Below are 13765 nucleotides of genomic sequence, written 5' to 3' on the forward strand. Positions count from 1 at the left end.
GATTTTTTAAATGAGGTCCATCCAAGCAGGGCGGCTTTGCAGCCCCGCTTGGATGGACCCGCGTGGAAGGGCGGACTGCGGTGATCTCTTTGGCTTACCCACGTTTGGATGCGCCACGGCTATTTTGTAGGGCTGTAATGTTGTCGCCGACCGGGTGAGCGAATTCGTGGGGCGTCACATGCCCATGGCGGTTGGCGTCGATGTAGTTGCTCCACCACGCCATGATCAGCCGACGCTGTTCGAGGAATTCGGCCTTGTGGATATAAGCGGCGCGCACGCGGTTGCGTTCCTTGTGACTCATTTGCCGTTCGATGGCTGCGTCGGTCCATAACCCGGACTCCAGCAGGGCGCTACAGGCCATGGTCCTGAAGCCGTGGCCGCACACGTCCTTGCTGGTGTCATAGCCGACGTTGCGGAGCATGGTGTTCACCGTGTTCTCGGACATGGGCTTCCAGTACTTGTGGTCTCCCGGTAGCACTAACTCTGAAAAACGACTGAGGCTGCGCAGGCGCTCCAGTATTTCGATGACCTGCGGCGAGAGCGGAACCATTTGAATGTCGCCGTTCATTTTGGTCCCGCGTGTGGAGTTGCGTACCCCTTCAATCGGTGCGCGGGTATCGGGGATTTCCCACATGGCGCGTTGGAAGTCGAACTCACTCCATCGCGCGAAGCGCAGTTCGCTGGAGCGGACAAATACATGCAGCGTCAACAGGACGGCGAGGCGCGTCAGCTCGCGGCCGTTGTAGTTGTCGATACGGTGTAGAAGCTCGGGTAGACGGTTGAGGGAGAGGGCCGGGCGATGGATTGTGCGCGGCGCGTGAATCGAGCCTGCCAGATCCAGTGCAGGATTCATGGTGATCTGCCGAGCCCTTTTGGCCCCGCGCATGATGGTGGATAAGTAGTTCTGTACCCTTAACGCCACATCCATGGTGCCGCGTTCCTTGATGCGCTGGGTGATCTCTAGCAGGTCGTGGGTATCGAGTTCGGCGATGGGGCGTTGGCCGATCAGCGGGAAGACGTGGGTGCGCAGTCGGCTCATTACGGTTTTTGCGTGGCCTTCGGTCCAGCGACGGGACATGTCGGCGTGCCACTCCAGAGCAACGGTTTCGAAAAGCAGTGCCGCCCGCTGGGCTACGATCTTGGCCTTCTTCTTTTCTTCCATTGGGTCGAGGTTGTCGAGCAACAACGCCTTGGCTTCATCGCGCTTACGTCGTGCGACGGAAAGGGTAACGATGGGGTAATTGCCGATGATGAGCGTACCTTCCTTGCCACTGGGCTTGGTGTATTTCAAGCGCCAGGTCTTCACGCCATTGGGTTTGACGAAAAGGTACATGCCGCCGCCGTCGAACAGTTTGTAGGCGTGTTCGCGGGTTTTGGCCGTGCGGCATTGCAGGTCGCTGAGGGGGATCGCTAGACGTGGCATAGGGGTACGCGCTCCTGACCGGGAAATCGCAGTACCCCTAACATACCCTCGGGGAAGGGGGATTTTGTTGGATCCCGACGGAGGGTCCTGGAACGAAAAAAACCGCCAAAGGGCGGGTTTTCGGGGCTTCCAGAGTATTCGGTGGAATGCAATGGAGCCTAATGTGGTGCCGGCACCAGGAATCGAACCCGGGACCTACTGATTACAAGTCAGTTGCTCTACCATCTGAGCTATACCGGCGTGTCAGGGCGACGATTATAGCGATTGGTTGGCTTCTGTAAACCCCTGAATTCTGACTATTTTTGTTCGGGCTTCAGGTCAGGCGCGCAGCAGGGTTTTCTTGAGTTTCTGAATGGCTTGCCAGGTTCGACTGTTTTGCATTGCGCGCAGCTGTGCTTCGGCCTGTTCGGCGCGTTGCAGGGCGGCGGCGAGTTGGTGTTCGGCGTCGCCGATGGGGTGGCTGAAGTTGTGGCCTTTGCAGAACTGGAATTCGTCCAGGTTGCATGGCGGGATGTCGAAGGCGGGTTTGAGGTTCAGGTGTTCTTCGGCGAGGTAGTAGGTGTTGATGCCGTCGAACAGGATGGATTGGTAGCCGGCGTCGGTGACGAGGCTTTCCCAGGTCTGGTCGCGCTCCCACGGGGTTTCGATGAGGATTACCCATGGTCGCCATTGGCTGAAGTCCATGCCGCGCAGGACGGTTTCTTCGTGGCCTTCGACGTCGATTTTGAGGAAGTGAATGGCGCGGTCCCGGGCGTGTTCTTCGCAGATGGAGGTCAGGGTGCGGGACTTGATCGTTTGGCTGCGCACGTCCATGCCAGCGTCTTTGTGCATTTTGGCCATGGCCGGGTCGAGGGTCGAGAGGCCGGTGCCGGCGATGCCGTAGAAGGTCAGGTCGTCAGCGCTTTCCCCGGCCGCGCACTGCAGGTTGGTGTCTTTGGGGCGTTGCTGGCACAGGGCTTCGTAGTAGTTGGGCATCGGTTCGACGTTGATGCCGGTCCAGCCGTGGTCGTAGAACGCCTTGGTGACCGAGTCATGGGTGGGGTGGTTCGCCCCCACATCGATGTAGAAGCCGTTTTCGACAGTCTTGAGGGCGCGCCACAGGCGTATGTCTTCGAAATTCTGTGCATAAGAAATGAAAGTCACTGGCGCATCCTGTCGGAGGAATGTTCTTGTTCGTGGCCGCGCATGCTGGCGCCCTGGCGTTTGTGTATATCAAGAGAAGTGCAGCGGTGCAATTTCCCCTGTCAGCGGTCCGGGATTAGGCATTTATGTCGTTTTCATTAAATGCTTATGCACAATGCCATCGGCAGCGCACTGGGTTTAGGTCGAATTTGTGGATCCGTTCTCATTTGTTCGTAAATGCCTGTTTTTTCGATTTTTTGTGCTGGTGTACAAAAAATGAACAGTGTTGATTTTGCCCTGAAACAGGCGTGGATATTGGATCCGTGATAATTCCATCAACAGAGTTATCCACAGGGCGGATGGGTTTAAGCGCGTTCGGCCAGGAGCAGGAAATTACGCGGCGTGAGCGGGGCGTCGCAAAAGGTGCCGACGCGGACGCTGTAACCCTGTTCGGCGAGGAAAAGTGCCCGGTCAAGGACCAGCCAAAGTTCCAGCGGGCGTCGGAAAAGTCCGCGTAGTAGTTCAAGGTTGCGCACTTCGGCCAGACGCTGCCATCCGGCGGCCTCGAGGGCTGACCAATCTTGCGCGCCGATTGTGGAAAACTCTTTGAGTGCCGCCAGGTGATGGCAGTAATCGGCGAAGGGTTTGTCCAGCCAGGCGCTGGGCAGGGAGGGGGTTGGCAGGTACTCGTCCATGCCGCGCAGTTGCCGTTGCAGCAGGTCGAAGCCCAGGCGCCGGGCCATGGAGGCGTCGCGTTGACGTCGCACGCGGGCACCGGCGGTAACGGTTTCGCTCATGGGCAACGCGAGGTCGTCGAGGGAAAGCTGTAAGCCGGAGCCTTTGGCGGCCGAGGAAATCGGCGAGTATTGGGCAAGACCGATCCGGTTGTAGCAGCACGGCGCAATGGCGATTTGTTTGCAGCCTGTTGCGCTGGCGAGTTGAATCAGTCGCACATGCAAATCACCGCAGGCGTGAAGCGCGACGGGCGTGTGATATGCACTCAGTAAAGAAGCGGCGTCTGCCACGAGCACATCCTGTTCGATATGCAGTGCGTGCAGGTGATGACGTTGGCTGAGTGCCTGGCCGCTGGTGACCAGTGCCGGGTCGTATTCCAGGCATGTCAGTTGTTGCCCCGCTTGCAGCAGGCGGCGCCCCAGATGTCCCTTGCCCGAGCACCAGTCCAGCCAGTGCCGCGGTGCCTCGGAAAACTGCAATCGACTGGCGAAGGCTTCGATCTGTTGCCATTTGCGCCCCGGCACATCGACGTTCAACCGATGGCCGGCCGCTTCGAGTGTGCGTGCAGGCAATTCATCCACGGCACTCAAGGCAACGGACATCGTTGCCAGGCAAGCAAAGGGTTCCGGTGCATCTAGAAGGGCAGGTTGGTTGTGAGCGTTTTCCGCGTCTTCCAGCGTTCGCTCACGTAGCCATGCGGCCAGCTCCGGGTAGGACGCTTCCCAGGGTAGCTGCAGATGAGTGAACGGGCGAGGTTTCCACAGACCCTGATGCGCTGTCAGAAAAGCATCCAGCGCGGTGAAACGGGCGAGCAGGGCCTCGCCCGTCAACACGCCGGTATCAACGCCCTTGGCAGGCATCGACGCGCAGCCAGCGCTCCAGCAGCTTGAAGCCGCGCACCAGCACATAGGCCATTACCAGGTAGAACATGCCGGCGGCGAAGAAGATTTCCACTGGCAGGTAGGTCCGGGCAATGATGGTGCGGGCCATGCCAGTCAGTTCCAGCAAGGTCACGGTGCTGGCCAGGGCGCTGGCCTTGAGCATCAGGATCACTTCGTTGCTGTAGGCCGGCAGGCCGATGCGCGCGGCACGCGGCAGGATGATGTAGAGCAGTGCTTTGGGTTTGGACATGCCCAGCGCCCGCGCCGCTTCGATCTCGCCCGGTGGAATGGCCTGGATGGCGCCGCGCAGGATCTCGGCGATGTAGGCCGCAGTGTGCAGGGTCATGGTCGCCGTGGCGCACCAGAACGGATCGCGCAGGTACGGCCACATCGAGCTGTTTCGAACCGCGTCGAACTGCGCCAGGCCGTAGTAGACCAAAAACAGCTGAACCAGCAACGGCGTACCACGGAAAAAGAAGATGTAGCCGTAGGGAAATGCCCGCACCCACCACAAGCGCGACGAGCGGGCGATGCCCAGTGGAATGGCCAGCAGCAAACCAGCGATCACGGCGATGGCCACCAGTTCCAGGGTCAGGGTCGCGCCCTGGGCCAGTCTCGGCAGCCACTTGATGATGACTTCCCAGTTCATTGGGTGCTCCTCGCGAAGCCGCGAGCGGCGCGTTTTTCCAGGAAGTGCATGCCGGTCATCGCCAGAACCGTCAGGCCCAGGTACATGAACGCGGCCACCATAAAGAAGGTGAACGGCTGTTTGGAGACGGTCACGCCGATTTGCGCATGACGCATGATTTCTTCCAGGCCGATCACCGACACCAGCGCGGTGTCTTTCATCAGGATCATGAACAGGTTGCCAAGGCCCGGCAGGGCGATGCGCCACATCTGCGGCATGATCAACCTGGTGAAGATGCGCCATTTCGACAGGCCCAAGGCCACGCCGGCTTCGCGATGGCCTTTGGGGATGGCGAGGATCGCGCCGCGAAACACTTCCGTGGCGTAGGCGCCGAAGCACAGGCCCAGCGCAATCACGCCGGCAGCGAAAGCGTTGAGTTCGAGGTCGGGATTGCCGAAGAACTCGCCCAGGGCACGCATCAGGTTGACCGTGCCGAAGTAGATCAACAGCACCCAGAGCAATTCAGGGATGCCGCGAACCAGGGTCGAATAAGTGCCGCCAAGCCATTGCAGCGGCTTGTACGGGGAAGTCTTGGCCAAGGCGCCGAGCAGACCGAGTACCAGCCCCAGGCACAGGGCCGAGAGTGCCAGTTTCACAGTCATCAGCGCGCCAGCGGCGAGCGCCGGGCCGAATCCGTAGAGGTCGATAATCATGGATTTCTTTTCAAATCGCGGCAGGCAAGGCCGAAAACCGGCGCCATCAGGCGCCGGTCAGGCAGGTCAGAATCAATAGATGCTGAACGGGAAGTACTTGTCGTTGATTTTCTTGTAGGTGCCGTCAGCGACGATTTCTTTCAGCGCGGCGTTCAGCTTCGCGCGGATCGGGTCGTTTTTACGAACTGCGATACCGATCTTGTCGCTTTCTTCCACCGGGTCGCCCTTGAACTCGTAGGCACGGCCAGCGTCGCTTTTCAGCCACTCGTAGTTGACGTACTTGTCGGCCAGGATGGCGTCCAGGCGGCCGGAAGTCAGGTCGAGATAGGCGTTTTCCTGGGTGTCGTAGAGTTTGACTTCAACGCCCGGCATGTTGTCTTCCATGAAGGTGCCTGCCAGGGTCGAACGCTGGGCGCCGATCACTTTGCCTTTCAAGGAGTCCTTGTCAGTTTTGAAGTCGATGTCTTTCTTGGCGACGAACTGCAGCTTGTTGGAGTAGTACGGGTCGGTGAAGTCCACCGCGCCCTTGCGCTCGTCGGTGATCGACATCGAGGAAATCAGGAAGTCGAACTTCTTGGCGTTCAGGGCCGGGATGATGCCGTCCCAGTCGGAGGTCACAACGGTGCACTCGACTTTCATCTTGGCGCACAGGGCGTCGCCGATTTCTTTGTCGAAGCCGACGACATTGCCACTGGCATCTTTATTGTTGAACGGCGGGTAAGCCGCTTCGATGCCCATCTTCAGGGTTTCGGCCATGGCACCGGCGCTGAACGCCAGGGTGGCGGCGGCAGCCAGGAAGACCTTTTTGTAGTTCTGCATGTGGGTAGCTCCGTTAGCGGTTGCTGGACATGAATTGTTTGCAGCGCGCCGAAAGCGGGTTTTCAAACACCTGCTGTGGCGATCCTTGCTCTTCTACCAGGCCCTGGTGGAGGAACACCACTTCACTGGAGACTTGACGTGCGAAGCCCATTTCGTGGGTCACGAGCAGCATGGTGCGGCCTTCTTCGGCCAGCGCGCGGATGACATTAAGTACTTCCTGGACCATTTCCGGGTCAAGCGCCGAGGTGGGCTCGTCGAACAGGATGACCTTGGGCTGCATGGCCAGGGTGCGGGCGATGGCCGCCCGTTGTTGCTGGCCACCGGACAGTTGCGCGGGATAGGCATGGCGCTTGTCGGCGATGCCAACCTTGGCCAGCAGGGCTTCGGCCACTTCGATGGCTTCGGCCTTGCTCTGGCCGAGCACGCGGCGCGGGGCTTCGATGATGTTGTCGAGCACGCTCATGTGCGGCCACAGGTTAAAGTTTTGAAACACAAAACCGATTTCGCTGCGCAGGCGGTTGATCTGCTTGCCGTCGGCGGCCACCAGTTCGCCGTTCTTCGCGGCCTTGAGCTTGAGTTCTTCGCCGGCGACCAGGATCTGGCCCTGGTGCGGGTTCTCTAGCAGGTTGATGCATCGCAGGAACGTGGACTTGCCGGAGCCGGAGGAACCCAGGATCGAGATCACATCGCCGTCGCGGGCGGTCAGCGAGATGCCTTTGAGCACCTCCAGCGAACCGTAGCGTTTGTGCAAGTTGCGGATTTCAAGCGCGGGCGTGGCCTCAGCCATGTGCGTTCCTCATATATGTTGCGCTCCTGCTGTTGGCGGCTTTCCTGACGAGGCGGCCAACCTAGCATAGCGTTTCAATGGCAGCCAACAGCGCTACGGACGGTAAACGGCTGGCGTGTGGCAGGTTGTCGCATCGGCGCAGCAGACTGTCGCCCCATCAACAACCGAACAGCCGTTTGAACCTTGCCTGTCGATAAAAAGCGCGGGGGCTGCTGCAAAAAAAGGCGCGATGTTGCCAGCTTTGACAGGGTGTTGGAAGCGCTATCCGGCCAAATGCACTGCTTGCGCACTTTTAATGTGCGCAGAGCCATTTTCAGGTGTGTTTCCGGTGCACTGATTCGCCACACAATGTGGGTCGCAGGGTAACGCTCTGGCAAAGTGCCATTAAATTCAATGGGTTGCGATGACCGTCCGATCTGGTTGGAATCACCGGGTTAGAAGGATTTGAAATATTTTGGCGCAATTATTGCGTGCAGAATACAGAACGCCCTGTTGGCTTCTTTTTACGAGAAGGATCGCCGAACGGGATGCACGCATTCGCTTCTCCTTACAAAGGTAGTTTTAATGAGCAGTACCCAAAGCTCTAATGGCCTCGAACAGGGGCTCAAACCGCGCCATGTGACCATGCTGTCGATTGCCGGGGTTATCGGCGCCGGCTTGTTCGTTGGCTCGGGTCACGCCATCGCTGCTGCAGGTCCGGCTGTTCTGTTGGCTTACGCCGCCGCCGGTATGTTGGTGGTGCTGGTGATGCGCATGCTCGGCGAAATGGCCGTTGCCTCTCCGGACACCGGCTCGTTTTCGACTTACGCCGACCGCGCGATCGGTCACTGGGCCGGTTTCACCATCGGCTGGTTGTACTGGTGGTTCTGGGTGCTCGTCATCCCGCTGGAGGCCAACGCCGCCGCGACCATCCTGCATGCCTGGTTCCCGGGTGTGGACATCTGGGCCTTCGCCCTGGTCATCACGATGCTGTTGACCGTGACCAACCTGTTCAGTGTGAAGAACTACGGTGAATTCGAGTTCTGGTTCGCCCTGATCAAAGTGTTGGCCATCATCGGCTTCATCGTTCTGGGCCTCATGGCGATCTTCGGCTTCCTGCCGGGCAGCCAGGTCAGCGGCGTTTCGCACCTGTTCGACACCCAAGGCTTCCTGCCAAACGGCATGGGCGCAGTGCTGGGTGCGATCCTGACCACCATGTTCTCCTTCATGGGCACCGAGATCGTGACCATCGCGGCCGCGGAATCGAAAGATCCAGGCAAGCAAATCTCCAAGGCCACCAACTCGGTGATCTGGCGGATCGGCTTGTTCTACCTCGTGTCGATCTTCATCGTTGTGGCGCTGGTGCCATGGAACGACCCGATTCTGGCCAGCCTCGGTTCCTACCAGACCGTGCTTGAGCGCATGGGCATCCCGAACGCCAAGATCATCGTCGACATTGTGGTATTGGTTGCTGTGACCAGTTGCCTGAACTCGGCACTCTACACGTCGTCGCGCATGATGTTTTCCCTGGGCAAGCGCGGCGATGCGCCGGCGATGTCCACGCGCACCAACAAAAGTGGCACGCCTTACTGGGCAGTGATGTTGTCCACTGGCGCAGCGTTCCTGGCAACGTTCGCCAACTACGTGGCCCCGGCTGCCGTGTTCGAGTTCCTGCTGGCCAGCTCCGGCGCCATCGCACTGCTGGTGTACCTGGTGATCGCGATTTCGCAACTGCGCATGCGTAAGCAGCGTATAGCGCGCGGGGAGAAAATCGCCTTCAGCATGTGGCTGTTCCCTGGCCTGACCTACGCGGTGATCGTATTCATCGTCGCGGCCCTGACCATCATGTTGTTCCAGGACGCCCATCGCGTGGAAATTCTCGCGACCGGCTTGCTCAGTGCCCTGGTAGTAGCGGCCGGCTTGCTGGTGGCTCGCCGTCGCAAGCTGGAAAAACGTGGCGCGGTAGTGCTGAATTGATCCATACCGCGTAATGCAAAACGGCCGCTGTCAGTGATGACGAGCGGCCGTTTTTGTTTGAGTCGTAACCCTTACTCGGCTTTTTCTTCCGGTGCTTCCAGCGACTCGCGGTAGACATCCAGCGCAGCGCTGAAGTCAGTAATGAACTGCGGCTCGCTCAGCCATGCCTGGGCGGTGTCGCGGTCCATGCCGTCGGCCCACATGCGGTAGTCGATCAGCATGTCGGCGGCCAGGTGGGTGGCGGCCATGCCTTCGTCGTCTGCGTTTTCCATGTCCAGCAGTTCTGGATGGTCGATGATGATAAAGGCCAGGTTCGTCAGCAGCACCGAGAGCATTTCGTTGCGGCTGATGGCTTCCGCGTCGCGCATTTTGCTGAACATCGCCAGGGTGTATTCCGGGATCGGCTCGGCGAGGTGGCCAAGGTCATCGTCCAGCGCGGCGGGTTTGCGGCCGTGGATATTGATTTGCTTGGCTTTGGCTTTTGCGCGCTTGGCGCGTTTCTGTTGCTTGTTCAGGGAGGCCATGGGAACTCAGTTCGGTTTCTGTTGGGTTTGCGCGGCAATGGCGTCGGACGCCGCCACGTAGTCAGCCTGGAAGGCCGGTGATTCGATCCACGCCAGGGCGCCAGCCTCGTCGGTTTCAGCGGACCATTGGCGATATTCGATCAGAGCAGCGAGGATGAAGTCTGTCGCTGTTTCCTCACCTTCCTGCTCCAGTACCAGTGCGATAAGCGGATGTTCCAGAAAGGCCGCGCACATGGCCTGCTGGCTGATCTTTTGTGCGTCGATCATCTCTTTGAACATGTCGGTCAGGTCCACCGATTCGAAGTCGATGCGATCATCGTTCGGGTCCAGTTCCACCGGCGCGGCAGCCCGTTGGGTGCGGTTCTGCTTGGCCTTGGCCTTGGCGCGGGTGGCGCGTTTTTGCTGCTTGTTGGCGGAGGCCATGGGCATCGTTCCGTATTCGTTGAAAGGGCAATTGACTTAGCTGCGCGGTACTCGCCGCCCGGGGGTATCGGGGGTCAGTTCGCCGTTTTGCAGCCAGGTCAATGCAATGGGCCATAGTGTGGCTTGGTATGCGCTGCGAAAAAAGGCGAAATGTCCGACTTCTTCTTCGCCGATGTCTTCAGGGTGGATACGCAAGTGGGAGTTTGTGCTGCCGGTGAAGTAGCTGAGCAGGCGTTCGATGGCCGGGATCGTGCCGTAGGGATCGTCGCTGATGCTGATGGCCAGGGTTTGCGCGGTGACGCCGGCAAAGGGTAGCTGTCCGGTGGTTTTGCTGATCGCGCGGCCGCTGGAGCGTTTCTCGAAACGGGCGGTGGAGAAGCTCCAGTCACGGACCACGCCGGCGGGTGTGTCTTCCAGCCATCCGAGGCGTTTGCCCGGAAAGTAGCCGTAGATCATCGTTACCAATGGCATCAGCACATGCCACTTACCGAACATGCGCCAGCGATGGGCCGGCGCATAGTCGCGCCAGTAGGCGAATTGCGCCCCGACCGTCACCAGGCGCCGGATCAGGTGCCCCGACGCCCCCAGGCCCGCTGCACAGCCGCCAAAGCTGTGGCCGACCACATCGATAGGCTGCCTTGGGAACTCGCGCTGTGCGCGCTTGAGCATCGCCTCGAAATCCAGCGCTCCCCAATCGGTCCACGAGGCTTGAAACCCCTTGAGCGATGCCGGCCGCGACTCGCCGATGCCGCGGTAGTCATAGGCGATGACATCGAAACCGTGGGCGAACAGGTAGTCGGCGAAGCGCGAGTAGTGGCGGCAACGGACCGAAGTGGCGGCATTGATGATCACGACCGGACGAGTGGCGTCCCGAGAAGGGTGTCGCCAGGTGAAGCCACCGAGGATGAAACCGTCCGAGGCGGTTTCCTTGAACGGTTTGCCGGGGGTGGTATCCGGCAGCGGCAACTCGATGGAAATGGGGGCCAGTGGAGGCGTGTCCTGCAAATTCATCGGCGTCAGACCTTTGCGGGTAGCTGCCAACGATAGTCTTGATGCCGCCGATGAACAATCCATTCACCTCAACGCAGTGGTTGATCGAGCAGTCGTTCTTCAAGTGCCGCCCGTTGCCGATCCAGCTCGTTACGCAGTTCTTCTTCACTCGGCAAGACAAGCTTGTACTTGCTGGCGAGCAGTTGCTCGTTTGCGTCCTGCACTGAGTAACGCACCACGGATTCATCCTTTTGCGCACAGAGCATGATGCCGACGGTGGGGCTGTCTTGCGCGCTGCGTATGAGGTCGTCGTACATGCGCACGTACATGTCCATCTGCCCCACATCCTGATGGGTCAGTTCACCGCGCTTGATATCGACGATGACGAAGCACTTGAGCAGGTAGTTGTAGAACACCAGATCGATGTAGAAGTCTTTGCTGTCGGTACCGATGCGTTGCTGGCGGGCAATGAACGCGAAGCCCTTTCCCAGCTCCAGCAAGAAGCCGAGCAGTTGTTCGATCAGTGCTTGTTCGATCTCGCTTTCCTGAAGCATGCCGGCACTGGGTAAACCAAGAAACTCCAGTGCCACCGGATCACGGATGAAATCACGAGGGCTGGCCTTCATGTTTTGAATGTGGGTGGCGGCCTCCTGCTTGACGCTGCCGCGATCGCGGCTCGCCAGCAGGCGTTCGTAATACAAGGTATTGATCTGCCGTTCCAGGGCGCGGCTTGACCAGTTTTGGGTGACTGATTCGTTCATGTACCAGAGGCGGGCGCTGTCGTTGTCGACCCGAAGCAGGTGGCGGTAGTGGGTCCAGCTCAATTCGGAACGCACTGCGTTCCAAATTGGAAAAGTTTGATAAAAATCCCGCATGTAACGCAGATTGCGTTCGTCAAAGCCTTTGCCGAAGTCGGCACTGAGCACTTTCGCCAAAGTGGCCAGCAAGCGCTTTCCATATCTCGCCCGCCGAGCCCCTTCCTGCTCGAACTCGACAATATGTCGCCCGATCTGCCAACAGGTCTGCACTTGAACGGTATCGACCGCCCGAAGCACCTTCTGACGTGCCTGATGGATCAATTTGCCAAGGTTGCCAAGCAGTGATGCCAGATGTGGGTCGTGAGTGTCGTTGGGTGTGAGGGCCGTCATGAGGTCTTCCGCAGCAGGTTGAACAGCGAAAGAGCATGACAAATGAGCACCCTTCGAAGATGCCGGGAGTTACCGAGAAACAGGCAGGAAATACCGGCTTCTGCGGCGGGACGGGTCTGAATCCGGGTGAGGGTTGAGGAGCAAGTGGCGTAGTACGTTTCGTACTCAGGCCAAATCAATCCAGGGCCCCCTCCCTCCGACTGGAAATCCAAAGGATGTAACGATTGAGAGTCTGGCGACGTGGAGTGGGTGCATCGTCAGATCCCAGGCAAAAGGAAGCGCCGGTCATCACCGAGTGGTGATCATAACGAAGCCAGTGTCTGGATGAGTGCAACGCGTAAAGGGTTGGTTTCTACGCTCAGCAGCTTGATGGCCAAGGCGCAGCAGACCACGATCAACATAGGTTTGATCAGCCGTGGTCCGACCCGAACAGCGGCCCGTGCACCCAATTGAGCGCCGACGAAGGCTGCCAAAGCCATGGCAATGGCTACCGGCCAGATAATCACACCTTTGGTGATAAAGACCGACAGAGAACCGAGATTGCATGAGGCGTTGGCAAGTTTGGTAAAACTCATGGCCCGCATCATGCCCAGGCCGCAGAGCAGTACGAATCCGACGATAAAGAAAGAGCCCACACCGGGGCCAAATATACCGTCGTAGAAGCCAAGAATCGGCGCAACGCTAAACGAAAAAAGCAGAATGCCGATTCTCTTGCGTCGATCTTCATTGGCCAGCTTTGGAGAGAGCGCAAAATAGATGGCTACCAGGATCAGCATGATAGGTACGCAAACTTCCAGATAGCGTTTATCAATAGAGCTGACCAGCAAGGCACCACTGGCGCCGCCAATAAATCCGCAGATAACCAGGAAACGGCCTTCGCGCCACTCGATCATTCCTTTGCGAGCAAAGGTTACAGTTGCCGAAACAGTTGCCGAAGCGGCCTGGAACTTGTTCGTGGCAATCGCACTGATGGGGTCCATCCCAGCCAGAAAAAGTGCAGGCAATGTTATCAGCCCGCCCCCACCTGCAATGGCATCAAAAAAACCGGCGCAGAACGCCACGAGCGCCAATAGGCTAATTACATCCCAAGACATCCCAATCCCTCTTTTACAATTATTGGCAAGTCATCCGTGTGACTGGCCACTCAACAGTCAGGGCGTTTGGCAAACGTCAGCCCTGCAGCCTCAACGGGTCTTCTGAAATAACGATAGGAGACGAAATTTTCGACAGGCCAAAAATGCCCATTCTGTGCAAACCGATGATCAGCGTATGTCATCCAATTCCGTTAAAGCATACGGAGTATTCCGACAAACCAAGAGACTGCCAGAAAGGGCCGATTTCCAATATCTGAAATTTTTTGTGGACTCAGCCCCGGCAACCATTACGGGCACTTGCTGGCGGGGCGAGAGGAGGTGGGAATTGGCGCTTCGATGGTGCCTCGAGTAGTGCCTGGACAAATCGCAGGCATAAAAAAACCCTGAATCTTGCGATTCAGGGTTTTCGGTATTTGGTGCCCAGAGACGGAATCGAACCGCCGACACGGGGATTTTCAATCCCCTGCTCTACCGACTGAGCTATCTGGGCAACGGGGCGCATTAAACGGGTTTTTCAGGGGG

General features: G+C 58.6%; 13 protein-coding genes and 2 tRNA genes. 1 reads left to right on the plus strand and 14 read right to left on the minus strand.

The annotated features are described in order from the left end of the window. Positions 1 to 94 precede the first annotated feature (94 nt). The 8 genes from C8K63_RS07580 to C8K63_RS07615 form a co-directional block, all read right to left on the minus strand. Positions 95 to 1423 (minus strand): integrase arm-type DNA-binding domain-containing protein, encoded by a 1329-nt coding sequence (locus C8K63_RS07580; protein ID WP_108216166.1) that lies wholly within the window; start codon positions 1421 to 1423, stop codon positions 95 to 97. 164 nt (positions 1424 to 1587) lie between these two features. Further along, positions 1588 to 1663: transfer RNA gene (locus C8K63_RS07585), tRNA-Thr, on the minus strand. 78 nt (positions 1664 to 1741) lie between these two features. Then, entirely contained in the window at positions 1742 to 2566 is an 825-nt protein-coding gene (locus tag C8K63_RS07590) for an FkbM family methyltransferase (RefSeq protein WP_108216167.1), read from the minus strand. A 344-nt stretch (positions 2567 to 2910) separates the two neighbouring features. Beyond that, on the minus strand, positions 2911 to 4140 hold the full coding sequence (locus C8K63_RS07595; protein ID WP_108216168.1) for a methyltransferase: 1230 nt from the start codon (positions 4138 to 4140) through the stop codon (positions 2911 to 2913). Beyond that, entirely contained in the window at positions 4121 to 4810 is a 690-nt protein-coding gene (locus tag C8K63_RS07600; RefSeq protein WP_108216169.1) for an ABC transporter permease, read from the minus strand. Before C8K63_RS07600 ends, C8K63_RS07595 begins: the two co-directional genes overlap by 20 nt. Beyond that, a complete protein-coding gene (locus C8K63_RS07605) occupies positions 4807 to 5502 on the minus strand; it encodes an ABC transporter permease (RefSeq protein ID WP_108216170.1) in 696 nt (231 codons plus the stop codon). The genes C8K63_RS07600 and C8K63_RS07605 overlap by 4 nt, the downstream gene beginning before the upstream one ends. Before the next feature lie 72 nt (positions 5503 to 5574). Beyond that, complete coding sequence (locus C8K63_RS07610) at positions 5575 to 6321, minus strand: ABC transporter substrate-binding protein (RefSeq protein WP_108216171.1); 747 nt, start codon at positions 6319 to 6321, stop codon at positions 5575 to 5577. Positions 6322 to 6334: 13 nt separating this feature from the next. Continuing rightward, positions 6335 to 7108, minus strand: a complete 774-nt coding sequence (locus C8K63_RS07615; protein ID WP_007972784.1) for an ABC transporter ATP-binding protein — start codon at positions 7106 to 7108, stop codon at positions 6335 to 6337. A gap of 564 nt (positions 7109 to 7672) precedes the next feature. Between C8K63_RS07615 and gabP the strand changes: the two genes are divergently transcribed. Next, complete coding sequence (gene gabP / locus C8K63_RS07620; protein WP_108216172.1) at positions 7673 to 9064, plus strand: GABA permease; 1392 nt, start codon at positions 7673 to 7675, stop codon at positions 9062 to 9064. A 71-nt stretch (positions 9065 to 9135) separates the two neighbouring features. Here gabP and C8K63_RS07625 read toward each other — a convergent pair whose 3' ends face one another. The 6 genes from C8K63_RS07625 to C8K63_RS07650 all read right to left on the minus strand — a co-directional run bounded on the left by C8K63_RS07625 (position 9136) and on the right by C8K63_RS07650 (position 13733). Next, entirely contained in the window at positions 9136 to 9588 is a 453-nt protein-coding gene (locus C8K63_RS07625; RefSeq protein ID WP_108216173.1) for a hypothetical protein, read from the minus strand. 6 nt (positions 9589 to 9594) lie between these two features. Continuing rightward, the gene (locus tag C8K63_RS07630) at positions 9595 to 10011 is read right to left on the minus strand and encodes a hypothetical protein (protein WP_056725823.1); all 417 of its coding nucleotides are present in this window, start codon (positions 10009 to 10011) and stop codon (positions 9595 to 9597) included. A 36-nt stretch (positions 10012 to 10047) separates the two neighbouring features. Then, the gene (locus tag C8K63_RS07635) at positions 10048 to 11022 is read right to left on the minus strand and encodes an alpha/beta fold hydrolase (protein WP_108216174.1); all 975 of its coding nucleotides are present in this window, start codon (positions 11020 to 11022) and stop codon (positions 10048 to 10050) included. 68 nt (positions 11023 to 11090) lie between these two features. After that, entirely contained in the window at positions 11091 to 12149 is a 1059-nt protein-coding gene (locus C8K63_RS07640) for a YhcG family protein (protein WP_108216175.1), read from the minus strand. 302 nt (positions 12150 to 12451) lie between these two features. Next, entirely contained in the window at positions 12452 to 13243 is a 792-nt protein-coding gene (locus C8K63_RS07645) for a TSUP family transporter (RefSeq protein ID WP_108216176.1), read from the minus strand. A 414-nt stretch (positions 13244 to 13657) separates the two neighbouring features. Continuing rightward, positions 13658 to 13733: transfer RNA gene (locus C8K63_RS07650), tRNA-Phe, on the minus strand. Between the last annotated feature and the right edge of the window lie 32 nt (positions 13734 to 13765).

The sequence above is a fragment of the Pseudomonas sp. GV085 genome (genome assembly GCF_003050925.1).
GTDB lineage: Bacteria > Pseudomonadota > Gammaproteobacteria > Pseudomonadales > Pseudomonadaceae > Aquipseudomonas.

What these genes read in the sequence shown, in the direction of transcription:
- C8K63_RS07600 (WP_108216169.1), bottom strand. Translation starts at nt 4,810, where the DNA reads ATGAACTGGGAAGTCATCATCAAGTGGCTGCCGAGACTGGCCCAGGGC.
- C8K63_RS07605 (WP_108216170.1), bottom strand. Translation starts at nt 5,502, where the DNA reads ATGATTATCGACCTCTACGGATTCGGCCCGGCGCTCGCCGCTGGCGCG.
- C8K63_RS07635 (WP_108216174.1), bottom strand. Translation starts at nt 11,022, where the DNA reads ATGAATTTGCAGGACACGCCTCCACTGGCCCCCATTTCCATCGAGTTG.
- C8K63_RS07610 (WP_108216171.1), bottom strand. Translation starts at nt 6,321, where the DNA reads ATGCAGAACTACAAAAAGGTCTTCCTGGCTGCCGCCGCCACCCTGGCG.
- gabP (WP_108216172.1), top strand. Translation starts at nt 7,673, where the DNA reads ATGAGCAGTACCCAAAGCTCTAATGGCCTCGAACAGGGGCTCAAACCG.
- C8K63_RS07640 (WP_108216175.1), bottom strand. Translation starts at nt 12,149, where the DNA reads ATGACGGCCCTCACACCCAACGACACTCACGACCCACATCTGGCATCA.
- C8K63_RS07630 (WP_056725823.1), bottom strand. Translation starts at nt 10,011, where the DNA reads ATGGCCTCCGCCAACAAGCAGCAAAAACGCGCCACCCGCGCCAAGGCC.
- C8K63_RS07625 (WP_108216173.1), bottom strand. Translation starts at nt 9,588, where the DNA reads ATGGCCTCCCTGAACAAGCAACAGAAACGCGCCAAGCGCGCAAAAGCC.
- C8K63_RS07580 (WP_108216166.1), bottom strand. Translation starts at nt 1,423, where the DNA reads ATGCCACGTCTAGCGATCCCCCTCAGCGACCTGCAATGCCGCACGGCC.
- C8K63_RS07595 (WP_108216168.1), bottom strand. Translation starts at nt 4,140, where the DNA reads ATGCCTGCCAAGGGCGTTGATACCGGCGTGTTGACGGGCGAGGCCCTG.
- C8K63_RS07645 (WP_108216176.1), bottom strand. Translation starts at nt 13,243, where the DNA reads ATGTCTTGGGATGTAATTAGCCTATTGGCGCTCGTGGCGTTCTGCGCC.
- C8K63_RS07615 (WP_007972784.1), bottom strand. Translation starts at nt 7,108, where the DNA reads ATGGCTGAGGCCACGCCCGCGCTTGAAATCCGCAACTTGCACAAACGC.